Below are 18,420 nucleotides of genomic sequence, written 5' to 3'. Positions count from 1 at the left end.
AAGGCGCCATATAGTATGGCGCCAAATTAAGAGTCAATGGGTTCGCCGAAGGCACGCATGCGGGTTCGCTCGCGCCGCCGGTCAGCGTCTTGCGGGTGTTTAGAGCGCGATGGAACCGCGCATCGCAGTCATGCAGGCGCCGGCAATGCTGGTTTTGCCTACGGTGCCGCGTTGCTTGCTGACGCTGACCTCGATGATGCTTCGGCGCCCCATCTCGAAGCCTTGCTCGATCGTCAGATCGACGTCGATGGTCTCCTCGGGCAGAAGCGAGACGAGATAGGCGCCAAGGGCGGCTGAGGCGCTGCCGGTCGCCGGGTCCTCAATGACGTTGTCGAGCGGCGCAAACATGCGGGCGCGCAGCTGCCATGGATTTTCGGCCGAGCGGGCATAGAGGAACAGGCTGAAGCTGTCTTCGTCTGGCTTGTAGCGCCGATTGGCGGCCTCGAAGGCGGTGACGTTGGGACGCGCCGCCGACAGCGCGGCTACGTCTTTCAGTTCCGCGACCGCGAAGGGCAGGCCAACGGAAACGCGCACCGGTGCATGGTTGGCGGTGCTGACGACATCGGGTGCGACCATGGCGCAGGCGGCGATCGTCTCGACATCGATGCTGGGTCCGATGCTCAAGGCGCGCGGCACGACGATACGCGCCTCCTTCACCGCGCCATCGGCGCGCGACAGGGCGACCTCGACCAGGCCGGCGAGCTCTTCAAACCGCAGGTGATCGCCGGGCGCCCGGCCGAAAATCTCCGCCTGCTGGCCGAGCACGAAGGCGGTGCCGACATTCGGGTGTCCGGCGAAGGGGATCTCCATCGTCGGCGTGAAAATGCGCACCCGCGCGCTGTTGGCAGGATCCTCCGGCGGCAGCACGAAGGTGACTTCGGAATAGCCGAACTCGGTTGCGATCGCCTGCATCTGCGCATCGTTTAAACCCCGTGCGTCCGGGATGACGGCAAGCTGGTTGCCGGCGAAACGATTTTCAGTGAAGACGTCGACGGTGATGTAGTCGACGGAGTGCACGGGGGCAAAAGAAGTCATGAACGCTCGCTTCCGCTGGATGCGGCGGCGATCAGCGCCGCCTGATGGCCTGGATCGAAAGGCTTAAGGCAGGCGGCGAAACCGGCAAAGACACCAACTTGTCTTGGTGACAAGATCGGCATTTACACTCTACGGCGAGCGGCAAACCATGCGGGGGCCGCACGAAAAGGGGCCAATAAATGGCCCCTTGCGTCGTCTTCGACTTGGCTGACGGCGGCGCTCAGGCGGCCTTCTCCAGGTCCTTCTTCCAGCTGCCCTTGGCGGCCAGGCTGCACATTTCGGCGCGGTGCGAGAAGGCCCGCTGGCCGGCAGCGACGTTCTCGGCCTTGCCGTTCCAGGCGGACAGCGCTTCCTGCTGCAGGGCGCGGCCGTAGGAGAAGGTGAGCTTCCAGGGCAGATTGTGGGTCGCATTCATGGCCGAGAGATGGGCCGTCGCCTCCTCGGTCGTCTGGCCACCGGAAAGGAAGGCGATGCCGGGAACGGCTGATGGCACCGTGCGTCGCAGCACCTTGATCGTGCGTTCGGCGACTTCGGCGACGGACGCCTTGCGCGCCTTCTTGCCATCGATGACCATGCTCGGCTTCAGGATCATGCCTTCGAGCTTTACACGCATCTCGGCGAGCGCCTCGAAAGTGACGCGCAGCGTCCATTCGGTGACCTCCTGCGACCGGTCGATCGAGTGATCGCCCGGCGCGCCATCCATCAGCACCTCCGGCTCGACGATCGGAACGATGCCGGCTTCCTGGCAAAGGGCGGCGTAGCGCGCGAGCGCATGGGCGTTAGCCCTGACGGCACCTGGGCTCGGCAACGTGTCCGAAATGGCAATCACGCCACGCCATTTGGCAAAGCGGGCACCGGCCTCGTAATATTTCGTCAGGCGTTGTGCGAGCCCGTCGAGACCTTCGGTGATCGTTTCCGCCGGAAAATTGGTCATCGGCTTGGCACCGGCATCGACCTTGATGCCCGGGATCGACCCGGCGGCGCGGATGACGTCCACCAGCGGCGTGCCGTCGGCCGCCTTCTGGAACAGTGTCTCTTCGTAGAGAATGACGCCGGAAATGTACTTGCGCATCGCCTCGTCGGCGCGAACGAGCATTTCGCGATAGTCGCGCCGCGATGTCTCGGTCGATTCCAGACCGATGCCGTCGAAGCGCTTCTTGATCGTCGCCGTGGACTCGTCGGCGGCAAGCAGACCCCGGCCGTTTGCGACCATGGCAACTGCGATGTCTTCCAGTCTTTCGCTCATGTTTTTCTCCCTAGGTCACGATGATTTGGGCCGGGCCGGACCAAATCATAACCGTGATCGTTCCCAATAAGTAGAGCGGGATACGGACGGAAAAAGCAGGCGTTTTCCTCATCCCGCTCAGCGCCGATCAGCAAGGATCAGGCAACCACTGAAACCGTTTCGGGGCAATCGGTGCGCACGTGACCGCCACGCCCCCAAACAGGGCGTGAGTAACAGGGGAAATTGTCCGGGAAAAAGGCAGGAAAAGCGACTGAAACGATTTAAATAATTTTAATCGTTTGAATTATCTTGGTTTTTTCTGTGTCTCAGGCGCGCGGGTAACCCGCGCGCCTGAGCGCCTGACTTACTTCTGCTGCTTGAGGATGTCGACGCCCGGCAGCGGCTTGCCTTCCATCCACTCGAGGAAGGCGCCGCCGGCGGTCGAGACATAGCTGAAATCGTCCGTGACTTCGGCGTGGTTGAGGGCTGCAACCGTATCGCCGCCGCCGGCGACCGACACGAGCGATCCCTGGCGGGTGCGGGCAGCCGCATGCTTGGCAACGGCGACCGTCGCCTTGTCGAAGGGGGCGATTTCGAAGGCGCCGAGCGGACCGTTCCAGACCAGTGTCTCGGCCTTGGAGATCCAGTCGTTGACCGCAGCGATCGACTTCGGACCGACGTCCAGCATCATCGCATCCGCCGGGATGGCGTTGATCTCCACCACTTCATTGTCGGCGCCGGCCTTGAATTCGCGGGCGACAACGCCGTCTTCCGGCAGGACGATGGCGCAACCGGCTTCAGCCGCTGCAGTGATGATCGCCTTGGCGGTATCGGCGAGATCGTGCTCGCAGAGCGACTTGCCAACATTGACGCCCTTTGCGGCGATGAAGGTATTGGCCATGCCGCCACCGATGACGAGGGCGTCGACCTTCTTCACGAGGTTCTGCAGCAGATCGATCTTGGTCGAGACCTTGGCGCCGCCGACGATGGCAACGACCGGGCGCTTCGGCTGGCCGAGACCCTTTTCAAGTGCCTCGAGCTCGGCCTGCATCGTGCGGCCGGCATAGGCCGGCAGGTGGTGGGCAAGGCCCTCGGTCGAGGCGTGGGCGCGGTGCGCGGCCGAGAAGGCATCGTTGACATAGATGTCGCCGTTGGTGGCGAGTGCCTTGACGAAGTCTGGTTCGTTCTTCTCTTCGCCCTTGTGGAAGCGGGTGTTTTCGAGCAGCAGCACGTCGCCGTCGTTCATCTCGGCAATGGCGTTTGCGGCCTTGTCGCCGATGCAGTCGGCGGCAAAGTGAACGCGCTGGTCGAGGATGTCTTCCACTGCCGGTGCAATGGTCTTCAGCGACATTTCGGCGACCGGCTCACCCTTCGGGCGGCCGAAATGCGCCAGCAGAATGACCTTGGCGCCCTTTTCCGACAGTTCGCGGATAGTCGGCGCGACGCGTTCGATGCGGGTTGCGTCGGTGACCACGCCGTCCTTGACCGGCACGTTGAGGTCGACACGCACAAGCACGCGCTTGCCGGCAATGTCGGTCAGGTCGTCGAGGGTCTTGAAAGTCATCAGATTGTCTCCGGTGATAGTCTCTGGAAAAGGGTGGGGTAGTCGATGACGAGGCCGTCCTCGTCCACGGGCAGGTCTGCGGCAAAGCTGCGGTCCTCGGCCTCGTAGCGATAGAGCCTGCCATCATCGAAGCAGGTATAGTGCTGGCCGTCGACCACCGGTTCAAAGGTGTCGAACGGCACGTACAGCATTTTCAGCCGCGCCTTGCCGGCCTTGCAATCAAGGCCGAGACGGCGGATCGGCAGGGTGTTGGTGAAGGGCGTGCCGGCAAGGTCGATGTCGATGCATCCGTCGAATTCGGGCAGCGCCGTGCCTCCCGACGTCGCCCATTGGCCCGGAGCATCCGAGCGCAGATGAAGGCTCCGGCCATCGGTCGTATCGACCATGAGCTTTCGAACCAGCCATCCGGCATCGCAATCGATCCGGTAGCGCACACCGTAGGGCGTGCCGCCGCGGTTGCCGATCAGAACGCCAACGGCGCGGATGACCGCGCCGTTGGCTGTGTCGATTTGCGTCAGCGTCAGATGTTCGAGCCCTTCCCCCTCCAGCGGACGCCAGCGGACCGTCGTTTGGGAAAGGGCGCGAAACATCGGAGTTAGATGAGCTTGCTGAGCGCAACCGCAGTGTCGGACATGCGGTTGGAGAAGCCCCACTCGTTGTCGTACCAGGTCAGGATCGACACGAACTTGCCTTCCATCACCTTGGTCTGGTCCATGTGGAAGACCGAGGAATGCGGGTCGTGGTTGAAGTCGATCGAGACGTTCGGAGCGAGCGTGTAGCCGAGGATGCCCTTGAGCGGGCCGTCAGCAGCTGCCTTGATCGCAGCGTTGATCTCTTCCTTGGTGGTTTCGCGCTTGGCGACGAACTTGAGGTCGACGACCGAGACGTTCGGGGTCGGAACGCGCATGGCGAAGCCGTCGAGCTTGCCCTTCAGTTCCGGCAGAACCAGGCCAACGGCCTTGGCAGCACCGGTCGAGGTCGGGATCATCGACAGGGCTGCAGCGCGAGCGCGGTACAGATCCTTGTGCATCTGGTCGAGCGACGGCTGGTCGTTGGTGTAGGAGTGGATCGTCGTCATCATGCCGTGGTCGATGCCGATGACGTCGTTCAGGACCTTGGCGACCGGTGCAAGGCAGTTGGTCGTGCACGATGCGTTGGAGATGACGAGGTGATCCTTCGTCAGCTTGTCGTGGTTGACGCCGTAAACGACGGTGAGATCGGCGCCCTCGGCCGGAGCCGAAACGATGACGCGCTTGGCGCCGGCTTCCAGGTGTGCGGCTGCCTTGTCGCGGGCGGTGAAGATGCCGGTGCATTCCATCGCGACGTCGACGCCGAGTTCCTTGTGCGGCAGTTCGGCCGGGTTGCGGATCGCGGTGACCTTGATCGGCTTGCCGCCGTTGATGATGATCGCATCGCCTTCGACCTTCACATCAGCCGGGAAACGGCCGTGGATGGAATCGAAACGCAGCAGGTGTGCGTTGGTCTCGACCGGGCCGAGGTCGTTGATGGCAACGACTTCAATATCCTTGCGGCCGGATTCAACGATGGCGCGCAGCACGTTGCGGCCGATGCGGCCAAAACCGTTAATGGCGACTTTCACTGTCATATCGGGTCTCTCCCTGTCTGAATGGCATGGTCGGAAAAAAGCGGGGCGCGCTTTCACGCGCGCCCCGCGGCTTGATCAGGAAAGCTTGGCTTCCGCAGCGGCGACGACCGCCTCAGGCGTGATGCCGAAGTGCTTGTAGAGTTCCTTGTAGGGACCGGAAGCACCGAAGGACGACATGCCGATGAAGGCACCGTCGCTGCCGATGAAATGATCCCAACCCTGGCGGATGCCGGCTTCGACGGCGATCTTGACCGGCGAGTTGCCGATGATCGCCTGCTGGTAGTCTTCGCTCTGCTCGGCAAAGAGTTCGAAGCAGGGGACCGAGACGACGCGGGTCGCGATGCCCTTGGCGGTCAGCGCCTGGCAGGCCTTGACGGCGATTTCGACTTCCGAACCAGTGGCGAAGATCGTCACCTTGGCGTCGCTTGCCGAGATCAGGTCGTAGGCGCCGCGAGCGCAGAGGTTCTCTTCCTCATACTCGGTGCGCACGGCCATCAGGTTCTGGCGGGTGAGCGCGATGCCGGACGGACGGTTGTGGCTTTCAAGCGCCAGCTGCCAGCACTCGGCCGTTTCCGTGGCGTCGGCCGGGCGGAACATCAGGAGGTTCGGGATGGCGCGCAGCGCCGCCATGTGCTCGACCGGCTGATGCGTCGGGCCGTCTTCGCCAAGGCCGATGGAATCATGCGTCAGCACGTGGATGACGCGGATGCCCATCAGGGCGGCCAGGCGGATCGACGGACGGCAGTAGTCCGAGAAGATCAGGAAGCCGCCGGAGTAGGGGATGATGCCGCCATGCAGTGCCATGCCGTTCATCGCTGCCGCCATGCCGTGCTCGCGCACGCCGTAGTGGATGTAGCGGCCGGAGAAATCGTCCGGGGTGATCGACTTGGTCTGGCTGGTCTTGGTGTTGTTGGAGCCGGTCAGGTCGGCCGAGCCGCCGATCGTTTCGGCCAGAACGCCGTTGATGACTTCGAGCGCGTCTTCGGAAGCCTTGCGGGTTGCCGGCGACGGCTTGGTCTCGGCCAGCTTGCGCTTGTAGTCGTCGATGGCCGACGACAGGCGGCCTTCGAGTTCGCCGGAGAAGCGGCGAACGAACTGTGCCTTCTTCTCGGCGTCGCTCTTGTCGAGGCGCTCTTCCCAGTCCTTGCGGGTCTTGGTCGAACGCAGGCCGGCCAGGCGCCAGGCGTCGAGCACGTCGGACGGAACGACGAAGGCTTCGGATTCCCAGTTCAGTGCCTTGCGGGTGGCGGCGATTTCCTCGGCGCCGAGCGGCGAACCGTGAACCTTGTGGGTGCCGGCCTTGTTCGGCGCGCCGAAACCGATCGTCGTCTTGCACGCGATCATGGTCGGCTTGTCGGACTTCTGCGCCTGTTCGATCGCAGCGGCAATGGCTTCCGGATCATGGCCGTCGACGGCAATGGTGTTCCAGTTCGAGGCGCGGAAGCGGGCGTGCTGGTCGGTCGAGTCGGCGATCGAGATCGGGCCGTCGATCGAAATGTTGTTGTCGTCCCAGAAGACGATCAGCTTGTTGAGCTTGAGGTGGCCGGCAAGCGAAATCGCTTCCTGGCTGATGCCTTCCATGAGGCAGCCGTCGCCCGCGAGCGCATAGGTGTAGTGCTCCATCAGGTCGGCGCCGAACTCGTCGCGCAGCTTGCGCTCGGCGATCGCCATGCCGACGGCATTGGCAATGCCCTGGCCGAGCGGGCCGGTGGTCGTCTCGATGCCGGCGGCGTGGCCATATTCCGGGTGACCGGCGGTGCGGGCGCCGAGTTGGCGGAAATTCTTGATCTCTTCGATGGAGATGTCTTCGTAGCCCGTCAAATAGAGCAGCGAATAAAGCAGCATCGAGCCGTGACCGGCCGACAGCACGAAGCGGTCGCGGTTCGGCCAGGAGGGGTTTTTGGGATCGAAGCTGAGGAAGCGCGTGAAGAGGACTGTCGCTATGTCAGCCGCACCCATGGGCAGGCCGGGGTGACCTGAATTTGCCTTCTCGACGGCGTCCATGGAGAGGAAACGGATCGCATTCGCCATCCGGTCGTGTTTTTCGCGAGAGATCATGACTGTTCCGTTTTGAGTTCGGTGGTCAGGGGACGGTCTCTATCCTCCAAAGACCGTGCAAGAAGCGGCAGACAAATAGCATCTGCGCCGCGCGAGTCAACAAATACAGGCCTTTTGCGGCCATTGGCAGCATGGTTTTCAAGGGGTGATATCGCGTCGCAGCAGAGTTTTTGCGCTGCGGCCGGATGAGCCGGCTATACAAACCATCCACAGCTTCCGTAATGCTTTGCTACAGTTGGCATTGTTGAGATTTGCGTAATAGGTTTAAAAAGGAGTGAGCCGAAGCGGCGGACGGGATGCTGGCGATTCGGCCTCACGGGCGAGGTATCGAAAAACATGCCGGCAAAGACGGTCAAAGCGGCGATCGACGAACTGAAGAACGCGGTTCAGTCCCTGGAAAACGCGATCGACAGCCGTTTTGACAGGGAACGCGATCTCGGCGAGTTCGAGGGCGAGGTCCGGCGGGTCAATTCGGACCGGTCGCGACTGGCACAGGAACTCGACCAATCCCAATTCCGGGCAAACCGACTTGAAGAGGTCAACCGCGAGGTTTCCCGACGCCTCGTGACGGCGATGGAAACCATTCGAGCGGTGCTCGACCGCTGAGGTTTAAGCGACATGGCGCAGGTGACAGTATCGATCGACGGCAAGGCCTATCGCATGGCCTGCGAAGAGGGACAGGAAGATCATCTGATCGAACTGGCCACCAACTTCGATCAGTATGTCGGTCATTTGAAGACGCAGTTCGGCGAGATCGGCGATCTGCGGCTGACGGTCATGGCCGGCATCATGGTCATGGACGAACTCAGCGAAGTGAACCGCCGGCTGAAGGCGCTCGAAGCGGAAGTCGACACCCTCAAGCGGGGGCGCGACAGTACCCTCACCGACCAGGCAAGAAGCGAGGAGCTCCTGGCCTCGGCGCTGAGCGAAGTCACCTCGCAAATCCACACCATTGCCGCCAAGCTCAATGGCCGGGCAACGTCTTCGACAAACTGAGCTCTTTCGTCGGGCTGCCACTGGCGCGAAGCAGGGATAGGCTCTATATGTCGGATGCGGTCTGCGCTTCCCGACAGGATCCACAATCCCCGGGGCCTTACTCGATCTCAAGGGAGCTGTCCCTGGCCGGGCTTGTGGGCTCGGACATATGGCGCCCACCTACTTTGTAGGCACCCGGGATCGTAAAATATCCATCGGTTGGGTGGATCGCACCTCTTCCCTCTTCTCCATCAGTCTTAACCGGCGGCAAAAGCGCTGCGGATGGCGTCGGCCATCGCGTCGACGGTCTGCGAGCGCTTGCCGGGTCGGGTGCGCAGTACGACGTTGGAAAAATCGATGACGCTGAAGCCGTCTTCTTCGGTCAGTTCGCGGCAACCGGCCGGTATGGCGCTGCGCGACAACGGCGCAATGGCAAGCCCCGAGATCACGGCGGCGATCAGGCCGTTGCTGGTCCGGCTCGCATAGGCGACGCGGCTTTCGTGCCCACGATTCCACAGGCTCTTCATCGCAAGGTCATCGCACCACCCTCCTGCCAGATAGGTATAGGTGGCGATCGGCAGGGGCTGGCGTTCATGGGCCGCGTGCTGGTCCGAGGTCACCCATACAGTGGGATCGATCATGAGGACTTCGTTTTTCGTCGGTCCGCCAGGCTCGAAAACCACGGCGATGTCGATTTCGCCGGCAGCAAGGGCGTTGACGTTCGACATCGACACACCCTGCTGTACCGTCACCTCCACGCCGGGATGAACGGCGGCGAAGGCGCCCAAGGCTTTCGGAAGCGTGGAGTTGATGTATTCCTCGGAGATGCCAATCCTGACCGTTCCGTCGAGCGCCGGCTGGCGCATCGATGCCGCGGTATCGTCGAGCAGAGCCACGATCCGCCGGGCGTTGTCGACGAGACGCAAGCCCTGCGCCGTCGGCACCACGCCGCGCGAATGACGCTCGAACAGCGGGTCGCCGAGCATGTCCTCGAGTTTCTTGAGTTGCATGCTGACGGCGGACTGTGTGCGGCCGATGCTGTCGGCGGCGCGTGTCAGATTGCCGGCGTCGGCAACGGCGAGAAAGGTTCTGAGCAGATCGCTGTCGAGGGGGACGGACATTGTCTCTACCATCAGAGTTTCTGATGGCAGTCATGCTTGCAATTCGTTTGTCAGATGTCAACGAGGCGAGGACAATTAGCCGGTCCTATAGACATCAAGGCTGTCCCCGATGAGCGTTCTTGCTCTTGTCTTCTTCTCCGATCTTCACACCACCATCCGTGCCCGGCTCGTGTCATCAAGTCGCTGGATGCTAATAGCCGCTTCCGTGGAGCCGCGGCCTGCGATCCCACGCGACAAGCCGCATCTGCTGCACGATGCAGGGCGCCGTGAGCTGCGGTTCGACGACCGCTGGCGGGAGGGTTTGGGCAGGGATGCGGTCTATCGGTCGCTCTGGATGTTATGAAATAATATCGAGACGGGCGGCGCGGAAAATCGCTTCTGCAAGATTGCCCGCCTGCAGCTTGCGCATGGCGTCCTGCAAGGCCCTGTCGATGCGGTCGAGGGGAATGTCGGTCTCGCGCATCATGTCCTGACGGGTGCGGCCGCGGGCGGCCAGCGTCAGGCAACGCAATTCCAACGGATCGAGTTCGATCATCTGGTCCTTCATGGACGTCGGCTTTTCCACTGCTGCCTGCAGGAGCGCGTCCATACATCGAACGCGGGCATTAGTTCCTGCTAATTATTTGAAATCACGACTGTATTTGCACGCGGCCCCACTCATGAGAAAGCGGAACCGTTGTCCATGATGAACGGAACGCTAACTCTGTGCCGTTGCGGGAATGCGCTGTTCGACTGTCGCAAACTGTTGCAAAACCGGCGGTGACGTGGTTCGAGCTAAAGGCCGCAACGCGCTATGCCACAGGCGTCGAGGCGGGAAATCGATCGGTCCACGATGTTCTGTTTCATTTTGGGAAAAGAATGTGCGGGCGGTCGAATATTTGCGCGCAGTCTGTCGGAGGGGAATGATGTCACCAAAGGATCTGAAGGCCGCTCTGCGCAAGGAGAAGCTGGCGCTTCGCGACGCGATGGCGCCGGAGAGCCGCATCGAGGCAAGCCTGACCATGGCCGATCACGCTGGCGACGTCATTGCGCTCGATCCCGGCCATATCGTTGCCGGCTTTTGGCCGATCCGTTCCGAGATGGACATCCGGCCGCTGATGGCGCGCCTTCGGGATCGCGGCGCGCGGCTCTGCCTGCCCGTAATCATCGACAAGAAGACGATCGTGTTCCGCGAATTGCTCAATGGCGCTTCCGTCATCGAGACCGGTTTCGGCACGACGGGGCCTGGCCCGGATGCGCCGGAACTCGACCCCGATATCATGCTCGTGCCACTGTCGGCCTTCGATGCGACCGGTCATCGCATCGGCTACGGCGCCGGATATTACGACCGCGCCATCGACAAACTGCGCAACAAAGGGCATCTGCCGAAGCTGATCGGGATTGCATTTGACTGCCAGGAAGTGGCATCAGTGCCCGCTGAACCGCACGACGTCGCGCTGGACGCCGTCCTCACGGAGAGCGGATTTCGACATTTCTAGAGGGTTTCAGGCAATCTACGGATTCGTGGAAACGCTCTATCTCTTTGTTGTTTTACGCAGTTCCGGACGCAAAACCTCCTGGAACTGCTCTGGTGGGATTGAACGGGCATGAGGCTTTTGTTTCTGGGAGATATGGTTGGCAAGACGGGCCGCACGGCGGTCTGGGAGCGTCTTCCGGGGCTGGTCGGTGACCTCAAGCTGGACTTCGTCATCGTCAACGGCGAGAACGCCGCCGGCGGCTTCGGCATCACCGAAGATATCTTTCTCGAGACGATCAATGCCGGTGCCGATGTCGTCACCACAGGCAACCATGTCTGGGACCAGAAGGAGGCGGTCGTCTTCTGCGAGCGGCATGACCAGTTTTTACGGCCGGCCAACTATCCGGCGGGCACGCCCGGGCGCGGATCGAACCTGTTCTTTGCCCGCAACGGCGCACGCGTGCTGGTTGCCAATGTCATGGGTCGCGTCTTCATGCACCCCGAACTCGACGATCCCTTCAAATCGGCCGAAGCGATCCTCGATGCCTGCCCGCTCGGCGAGCAGGCGGATGCCATCGTCTTCGACTTTCATGCCGAGGCGACGAGCGAGAAGCAGTGTTTCGGCCATTTCGTCGACGGACGGGCAAGCCTCGTCGTCGGCACCCACACCCATGTACCGACGGCCGATCATCAGATCCTCAACGGCGGCACCGCCTATATGAGTGACGCCGGCATGTGCGGCGACTATGATTCCTCGCTCGGCATGGACAAGGAAGAACCGCTGAACCGGTTTATTTCGAAGATGCCGAAGGGGCGTTTCGAGGCGGCATCGGGGCCGGCGACCATCTGCGGCCTCGGCGTCGAGATTTCCGACCGCACCGGCCTTGCCGAAAAGATCGCGCCGCTGCGCCTCGGTCCGAGATTGACCGAAACGATCCCGGATTTCTGGGCCTGAGCCATCCTCAGGTTGACGATTTTTGGTTGCCTGATCGTCTCGCCCGCGCCTGACCAAGGCGCGGGTTTGCACACGTATCACCTTCCCGGAATTGATTTTTTTCAAGGTGACAAGCCGGCGAAATGATGGCAGGGTAACGCCACGTCAGCGCCGTTCGGACACGGCTGACGCTCGCAAGTCTTCCATACTGAGTACCATCCGCAGCACAGGATTGCGGGTTCGAAATGTCGCCGCAGGTACTCGGACGACCAATGTCCCGTGCCGGGCGTTCTCGATTTTACTGCATAATTCCTTGGATCGGCGTCGATTTGAGGAGCAAATTATGCGGCGAGTTTCAAGCGTGACAGCGTCCTTTTGCGCTTCATATATGACGCGCGGCGCTGTCGGTGCATTCGGAGAGCGTGCATGTATTCAAGATGGCATTTGCCGATGATTTTCGGCGTTTCGATTTCCCTTTTCTCTGCAGCCAACGTCGTCGCGCAGGATGCGCAGCTTCCCACCGTCACTGCCGCCAAGCCGGTCGTTCGCGATGTGATCGACAGCGACGAGTTCATCGGTCGCTTCGAGGCAGTCGATGAAGTTTCCGTCCGCGCCCGCGTCGGGGGCTATCTCGACGAGGTCAACTTCACCGACGGTGCCCTGGTGAAGAAGGGCGACAAGCTCTTCGTCATTGACCAACGCCCCTATCGCACCGCGCTATCGCAGGCGGAGGCGACGCTCGAGTCGACGCGTTCGTCTCTCGCCTTTGCCGAGACACAGTTCAAGCGCACGGAATCCCTGACTGGAACCGGCACGCTCTCCGTCTCGACGCTCGATGACCACCGCCGGGAATTGCTTTCGGCGCAAGCCGCCGTGCGCGGAGCGGAAGCCGCGGCCGAGCGCGCCAAGCTCGATCTCGACTATACGACGATCATCGCACCGCTGACCGGCCGCGTCGATCGCCGCCTGATCTCGACCGGCAACCTCGTTCAAGCGGACCAGACCGTGCTGACGACGATCGTTTCGCTCGATCCGATCGACTTCTATTTCGACGTCGATGAGCGTCGCCTGCTTTCCTATGCGCGTGTTGCTCGCGAACGCGGCAGCGCACTTCAGGAGGGCGGCGGCGCGCTCGATGTCATGGTCACCATCGCTGATTCCAACGAGGCGCCGTTCAAGGGCAAGCTCGATTTCGCCGAGAACCGGCTGGACCAGGCAAGCGGCACGATGCGGGTGCGTGCGCGCTTCGACAATCCCAACTACGTGCTGCAGCCGGGTCTCTTCGGTCGCGCCGAACTCGAGGGCTCGAACACCTACAAGGCTGTGCTCATTCCCGATGAAGCGATCGGCGCCGACCAGAACGAACGCATCGTTTATGAGGTGCGCGAAGACGGCACCGTTGCGACCAAGCCGGTGCGGCTCGGACCGAAGCTTCATGGCTATCGTGTCATCCGCAGCGGCATGACCGGCGACGAAACCATCGTGGTCAACGGCTTGATGCGGGCACGTCCGGGCACGAAGGTGAAGCCCGAGATCGTTGAACTGCCTCCTGAAGCTCAAGCGGCGGGGAGCGCTCAATGAGGTTTGCCCATTTCTTCGTAGACCGCCCGATCTTCGCATCGGTGCTTTCGATCGTGTTGCTGATCGTCGGCAGCATCGCCTACTTCCAGCTGCCGGTGGCGCAGTATCCGGAAATCGCACCGCCGACCATCGTCGTTCGCGCCGCCTATCCGGGCGCTGATGCCGAAACCATCGCCAACACGGTGGCAACGCCACTGGAACAGGAAATCAACGGCGTCGAGAACATGCTCTACATGTCCTCCTATTCGACCGCCGACGGTTCGATGGCGCTGACCATCACCTTCAAGCTCGGAACGGACCTCGATCAGGCCCAGGTTCTCGTGCAGAACCGCGTGTCCATCGCCGAACCGCGCCTGCCCGAAGATGTCCGGCGCATCGGCATCACTACGGCGAAAAGTTCACCCGACCTGATGATGGTCGTGCATCTGCTGTCGCCGAACGAACGTTACGACCAGCTCTACGTCTCGAACTATGCCCGCACCCGCATCCGCGACCTGCTGGTCCGTCTCGACGGCGTCGGTGACGTCATCCTGTTCGGCGAGCGTGAATATGCGCTGCGCGTCTGGCTCGATCCGGAAAAGCTCTCGGCCTACGGAATGACGGCAGGCGACGTCGTGCAGGCGCTGCGCGAGCAGAACGTGCAGGTCTCGGGCGGTTCGATCGGCGCACCGCCGACACCGGGCGACAGCGCGTTCCAATATACTGTTACCACCGACGGCCGCTTCAGCGATGCCCGCCAGTTCCGCTACGTCATCGTCAAGGCGACGGAGAGCGGACGGCTGGTGCAGCTGCAGGACGTGGCGCGCATCGAACTCGGCGCCCGCGAATACGTCAACAACAGCTATCTGGACGGCAGCCCGGCCGTGGCGCTCGGCATCTTCTCGCGGCCGGGTACCAACGCGCTCGACGCGGCCGACGCGATCCAGAAGGTGATGACGGACGTTTCGAAGGACTTTCCGGAGGGCCTCGAATACCGGATCGTCTACAATCCGACCGAGTTCATCTCCGAATCGATCAACGAGGTCTACAAGACGATCGGCGAAGCCGCCATTCTGGTGGCGCTCGTGGTTCTCATCTTCCTGCAATCCTGGCGCACGGCGATCATCCCGATCGTGGCGATCCCGGTGTCGCTTGTCGGCACCTTCGCATTCCTTTACGCCTTCGGCTTCTCGCTCAACATGCTGACACTGTTCGGCCTGGTGCTGGCGATCGGCATCGTCGTCGACGATGCCATCGTCGTGGTCGAGAACGTCGAACGAAACCTGGCGCGCGGCATGACCCCGCGCGAGGCGTCGCACGTGACCATGGACGAAGTGGGGGCAGCGGTCATCGCGATCTCGCTGGTGCTGACCGCCGTCTTCATCCCGACGGCCTTCATCCCGGGTATTGCCGGCCAGTTCTATCTGCAGTTCGCCGTCACGATTTCAGTGGCGACGGTGATTTCCGCCTTCAATTCGCTGACGCTGTCGCCGGCGCTCGCGGCAATCCTGTTGAAACCGCACGAGAACAATCACCACGAAAGCGGCAACCCGCTCACCCGGTTTGGTCGGTCGCTGGCAAACGGCTTCAACAACGGTTTCGACCGCATGGCTGAAGGCTACGCCTGGATCGTGCGCAAGCTGATTTCGACAAAAACGGCGCTCGCTGCGGCGCTCGTCGTCTTCGTCGGCCTGCTTGGCGCCACCTGGTACATGGCGCAGATCGTGCCGAGCGGCTTCGTACCGACCATGGACCAGGGTTATGCCATCGTCGTCATCCAGCTTCCCGACGGCGCGTCGCTCGATCGGACCGATGCGGTGGTCAAGCGCGCTTCGAAGATCATCCAGGAAGTGCCCGGCGTGAAAAACGCCGTCGCCTTCGCCGGTTTCAACGGCGCGACCTTCACCAATGCGTCCAATGCCGGTGTCATCTTCGCGTCCTTCAAGAGCTTCGAGGAGCGGCTCAAGCACGGCGAGAGCGCCAACCAGATCATCGGCCAACTCTATGGCAGCCTGCAAAGTATCCAGGAGGCCTTCATCATCGCCGTTCCCCCGCCGTCGGTGCGTGGCATCGGCAACTCCGGCGGCTTCAAAATGCAGATTGTCGACCGGCAGAGTGCCGACATGCGCCGCGTGCTGGGGCTGGCCTACCAGATGATGGGTGCTGCCAACCAGACCGAGGGGCTGACCGGCGTCTTCACGACGTTCTCGGCGTCGAGCCCGCAATACTTCCTGGCGATCGATCGCGACAAGGCGAGGACCTTGAACGTGCCGATCCCGAATATCTTCGAGGCACTGTCGATCAATCTCGGCACGTCCTATGTCAACGACTTCAATGCCTTTGGCCGCGTCTATCAGGTGCGGGCACAGGCCGACCAGCAGTACCGTCTGGAGCGCGACGACATCCTGGCGCTGAAGGTCCGCTCTGCCACCGGCGCACTGGTGCCCATGGGCACGCTGGTCGAGATTCGCGACACTGCGGGTCCCGCCCTGGTGCAGCGATACAATATGTATGTCTCGGTACCGTTGCAGGGCAACCCGGCGCCGGGTGTCTCGACCGGCACGAGCCTCGACAAGATGGAGGTGCTTGCGGCCCAGATGCTGCCACAAGGCACATCGTTCGAGTGGACGGAACTCGCCTTCCAGGAGCGCCAGACGGGCAACACCGCGGTCTTCATCTTCGCGCTGTCGGTCGTCTTTGTGTTCCTGGCGCTGGCAGCGCAGTATGAAAGCTGGGTCCTGCCGCTGGCGATCATCCTGATCGTGCCGCTCGGTGTGCTCTCGGCACTCATCGGCGTTTTCCTACGGGGGCTCGACAACAACGTGCTGACCCAGATCGGGTTGATCGTGCTGATCGGGCTTGCGGCGAAGAACGCGATCCTGATTGTCGAGTTCGCCCGCCAGGGCGAGGATGAGGGGAAAACACCGATCGAAGCGGCGGTCGAGGCCAGCCAGTTGCGTCTGCGGCCGATCCTGATGACTGCCTTCGCCTTCATCCTCGGCGTCGTGCCGCTGATGATCGCCACGGGACCCGGTGCCGAAATGCGCCAGTCGCTCGGAACGGCGGTGTTCTCCGGCATGCTCGGCGTGACCTTCCTTGGCCTGTTCCTGACGCCGGTCTTCTACGTTACGCTGCGTTCGTTCCGCCGGCGCAAGCCGGTTGCGGCGACCGAGCCGATGGCGACGCCGGCCGAGTAACACGAGCGCTGTTGCTTGTGATCCAACGCCCCGGTGGCAGCGCCGGGGCGTTTCGCTGTGAACAGGACGCGCGACGCTGTTCGCAATGCCAGCACAATGACGCAAACGTGAGTGCTTGACGCAGCTTTGTCGCTGGACGTTACGGCGCGCTTGCACAATCCTCCTTTCGCCCGTGACGGCAGCGTTTCTCGAATTGACGTGTTCGCTGCCGATACTCTCAAACGGCCGCATGACCTGTACCCAAGCCGAATGGGCTTGAGCACAGGTCATGCGTGCGCGGTGTGAAAGGTGATGGATGATGCTCCGCTACCTTGCCTACACTTTTGCCGCCATCTGGCTTCTGCATGCCTTCTGGCCGTCGGCCGCGCATGCACAGGCAGCGCCCGCACAAGTGAGCCAATGCCAGGCGATCGCCGAGGCGTTGCCTCAGACCGCGTTCGCCAGTTTTACACCGGCCGCCGCAACGAAGGGGCAGACGGCCGCTGGTGAAGTGACGATCAGCTATCTCGGCCACTCGACCTTTCTGATCGAGACGCCGGGCGGCGTGTCGATCGCCACGGACTATAATGGCTGGTTCCGTCCGTCGGCGCCGCCGACCGTGGTGACGATGAACAAGGCGCATTCCAGCCACTACACATTGACGCCGGATCCGGCGATCCGCACGGTGCTGCATGGTTGGGGTGAAGACGGCGAGCCGGCGCGGCACGACCTCGTCGTCGGCGATGCCTATATCCGCAATGTCACCACGGACATCCGCTCCGGCGCCGTGACGATGGAGCATGATGGCAATTCCATCTTCATCTTCGAGGTGGCGGGTCTGTGCATCGGCCATCTCGGCCATCTGCACCACGAGCTCGATGACAGCCACTACCGGCAGATCGGCAGGCTCGATGTGCTGATGGTGCCGGTCGATGGCGGGCTGACGATGGGGGCCGAAAGCATGAGCCGCGTCGTTTCGCGGCTGCGCGCGGCGCTTATCCTGCCGATGCATCGGCGCGGTCCCCCGATCGACGCCTTCCTCGACATGTTCGGCGACGATTTCGACAAGAGCTTCGCGACCGGAGCGAGCGTCAAAGTCTCGCTGCGTTCCTTGCCAAGCAAACCGCTGATTTATATCCTCCAGGGCGTCTGAACATCGGGATTGCCCAATGAGATCGTTTGCAGCCGGCGTCGTTGCGTTTCTGTCCTTTTCAACAATGGTTTTGGTAACGGCGGCTCTGGCTGGAGGCGCGCCTGCGCCGCGCATGCCGCCTCCCGACACCCAGCACCCGCAAGCTGTTCCCCAGGCGACTGTCGCGCCCGTTGCCGAGCAGGAAGAGTTCGTGATGCCATCGGGCAATATCGGCTGCATCTACACACCCCCGGGCGGCACGCCGACCTATCAGCCTGCCGACGGCGGGCCGGAGCTCGCCTGCGATATCATCGCGCCGCGTTACGTCAGGGCAACGCTCGGACGGGCCGGCGCGGCAACGATCAATCGCGAGGTCGGAGATCCGAGCTGCTGTTCGGCCGGGCCGATCCTCGAATATAGGGCGACATGGCAGGGCGGGCCCTTTTCCTGCATCTCGGAACGAACGGGCCTTTCCTGCCGCCGCGAGGACGGCCATGCCTTCGTTCTCAGTCGCGGGCGCATCTCCGCCAACTGAAAAGAAACGCCCCCTGCTGGACGGAAAGCGGCAATAAAACTAT

Annotated in this window: 17 protein-coding genes and 1 other RNA gene; 10 read left to right on the top strand and 8 right to left on the bottom strand. The window is 62.2% G+C overall.

Annotated features, from left to right (window positions below):
* Window positions 1–99: 99 nt before the first annotated feature.
* The 6 genes from ASD03_RS30410 to tkt all read right to left on the bottom strand — a co-directional run bounded on the left by ASD03_RS30410 (window position 100) and on the right by tkt (window position 7,488).
* Complete coding sequence (locus ASD03_RS30410) at window positions 100–1,017, bottom strand: PhzF family phenazine biosynthesis protein (RefSeq protein WP_057217982.1); 918 nt, start codon at window positions 1,015–1,017, stop codon at window positions 100–102.
* Window positions 1,018–1,255: 238 nt separating this feature from the next.
* The gene (locus ASD03_RS30405; RefSeq protein WP_057205684.1) at window positions 1,256–2,281 is read right to left on the bottom strand and encodes a class I fructose-bisphosphate aldolase; all 1,026 of its coding nucleotides are present in this window, start codon (window positions 2,279–2,281) and stop codon (window positions 1,256–1,258) included.
* A 343-nt stretch (window positions 2,282–2,624) separates the two neighbouring features.
* On the bottom strand, window positions 2,625–3,824 hold the full coding sequence (locus ASD03_RS30400; protein ID WP_057205686.1) for a phosphoglycerate kinase: 1,200 nt from the start codon (window positions 3,822–3,824) through the stop codon (window positions 2,625–2,627).
* Window positions 3,824–4,414, bottom strand: a complete 591-nt coding sequence (locus ASD03_RS30395; RefSeq protein WP_057205688.1) for a putative glycolipid-binding domain-containing protein — start codon at window positions 4,412–4,414, stop codon at window positions 3,824–3,826. The genes ASD03_RS30400 and ASD03_RS30395 overlap by 1 nt, the downstream gene beginning before the upstream one ends.
* 5 nt (window positions 4,415–4,419) lie before the next feature.
* On the bottom strand, window positions 4,420–5,430 hold the full coding sequence (gene gap / locus ASD03_RS30390) for a type I glyceraldehyde-3-phosphate dehydrogenase (protein WP_057205689.1): 1,011 nt from the start codon (window positions 5,428–5,430) through the stop codon (window positions 4,420–4,422).
* A 75-nt stretch (window positions 5,431–5,505) separates the two neighbouring features.
* Window positions 5,506–7,488, bottom strand: a complete 1,983-nt coding sequence (gene tkt, locus ASD03_RS30385; protein WP_057205691.1) for a transketolase — start codon at window positions 7,486–7,488, stop codon at window positions 5,506–5,508.
* 336 nt (window positions 7,489–7,824) lie between these two features.
* Between tkt and ASD03_RS30380 the strand changes: the two genes are divergently transcribed.
* The 3 genes from ASD03_RS30380 (at window position 7,825) to ssrS (ending at window position 8,697) form a co-directional block, all read left to right on the top strand.
* A complete protein-coding gene (locus ASD03_RS30380; RefSeq protein WP_025424756.1) occupies window positions 7,825–8,094 on the top strand; it encodes a DUF4164 domain-containing protein in 270 nt (89 codons plus the stop codon).
* Window positions 8,095–8,106: 12 nt separating this feature from the next.
* Window positions 8,107–8,484: a cell division protein ZapA gene (locus ASD03_RS30375; protein WP_025424755.1), complete on the top strand. Its 378-nt coding sequence runs from the start codon at window positions 8,107–8,109 to the stop codon at window positions 8,482–8,484.
* A gap of 55 nt (window positions 8,485–8,539) precedes the next feature.
* Window positions 8,540–8,697, top strand: a non-coding RNA gene (gene ssrS / locus ASD03_RS37240) — 6S RNA.
* A gap of 23 nt (window positions 8,698–8,720) precedes the next feature.
* Here the strand turns inward: ssrS and ASD03_RS30370 are convergent.
* On the bottom strand, window positions 8,721–9,584 hold the full coding sequence (locus ASD03_RS30370; protein WP_063963232.1) for a LysR family transcriptional regulator: 864 nt from the start codon (window positions 9,582–9,584) through the stop codon (window positions 8,721–8,723).
* Window positions 9,585–9,693: 109 nt separating this feature from the next.
* Here ASD03_RS30370 and ASD03_RS30365 point away from each other — a divergent pair, with 109 nt between their 5' ends.
* The gene (locus ASD03_RS30365) at window positions 9,694–9,927 is read left to right on the top strand and encodes a hypothetical protein (protein WP_057205693.1); all 234 of its coding nucleotides are present in this window, start codon (window positions 9,694–9,696) and stop codon (window positions 9,925–9,927) included.
* On the opposite strand, the gene ASD03_RS30360 is transcribed toward ASD03_RS30365, so the two are convergent.
* Window positions 9,922–10,119 carry a transcriptional regulator gene (locus ASD03_RS30360; protein WP_234907902.1) on the bottom strand — a complete coding sequence of 66 codons (198 nt, stop codon included), beginning with the start codon at window positions 10,117–10,119 and terminating at the stop codon, window positions 9,922–9,924. The genes ASD03_RS30365 and ASD03_RS30360 overlap by 6 nt on opposite strands.
* A 370-nt stretch (window positions 10,120–10,489) precedes the next feature.
* Here ASD03_RS30360 and ASD03_RS30355 point away from each other — a divergent pair, with 370 nt between their 5' ends.
* The 6 genes from ASD03_RS30355 (at window position 10,490) to ASD03_RS30330 (ending at window position 18,377) form a co-directional block, all read left to right on the top strand.
* Complete coding sequence (locus tag ASD03_RS30355; RefSeq protein ID WP_057205722.1) at window positions 10,490–11,062, top strand: 5-formyltetrahydrofolate cyclo-ligase; 573 nt, start codon at window positions 10,490–10,492, stop codon at window positions 11,060–11,062.
* Window positions 11,063–11,170: 108 nt separating this feature from the next.
* Window positions 11,171–11,995, top strand: coding sequence for a YmdB family metallophosphoesterase (locus ASD03_RS30350; protein WP_053249648.1), 825 nt, complete (start codon window positions 11,171–11,173; stop codon window positions 11,993–11,995).
* A gap of 405 nt (window positions 11,996–12,400) precedes the next feature.
* Window positions 12,401–13,555 carry an efflux RND transporter periplasmic adaptor subunit gene (locus ASD03_RS30345; RefSeq protein ID WP_057205695.1) on the top strand — a complete coding sequence of 385 codons (1,155 nt, stop codon included), beginning with the start codon at window positions 12,401–12,403 and terminating at the stop codon, window positions 13,553–13,555.
* Entirely contained in the window at window positions 13,552–16,731 is a 3,180-nt protein-coding gene (locus ASD03_RS30340) for a multidrug efflux RND transporter permease subunit (protein ID WP_057205697.1), read from the top strand. Before ASD03_RS30345 ends, ASD03_RS30340 begins: the two co-directional genes overlap by 4 nt.
* A 295-nt stretch (window positions 16,732–17,026) precedes the next feature.
* Entirely contained in the window at window positions 17,027–17,863 is an 837-nt protein-coding gene (locus ASD03_RS30335) for an MBL fold metallo-hydrolase (protein WP_057205699.1), read from the top strand.
* Window positions 17,864–17,879: 16 nt separating this feature from the next.
* Entirely contained in the window at window positions 17,880–18,377 is a 498-nt protein-coding gene (locus tag ASD03_RS30330; protein WP_057217925.1) for a hypothetical protein, read from the top strand.
* The last annotated feature ends 43 nt before the right edge of the window (window positions 18,378–18,420 follow it).

This window comes from Ensifer sp. Root127 (assembly GCF_001425225.1).
Classification (GTDB): Bacteria; Pseudomonadota; Alphaproteobacteria; order Rhizobiales; family Rhizobiaceae; genus Ensifer; species Ensifer canadensis.
The sequence above is the reverse complement of the archived record's forward strand: the minus strand, read 5'-3'. Positions and strand labels throughout refer to the sequence as shown.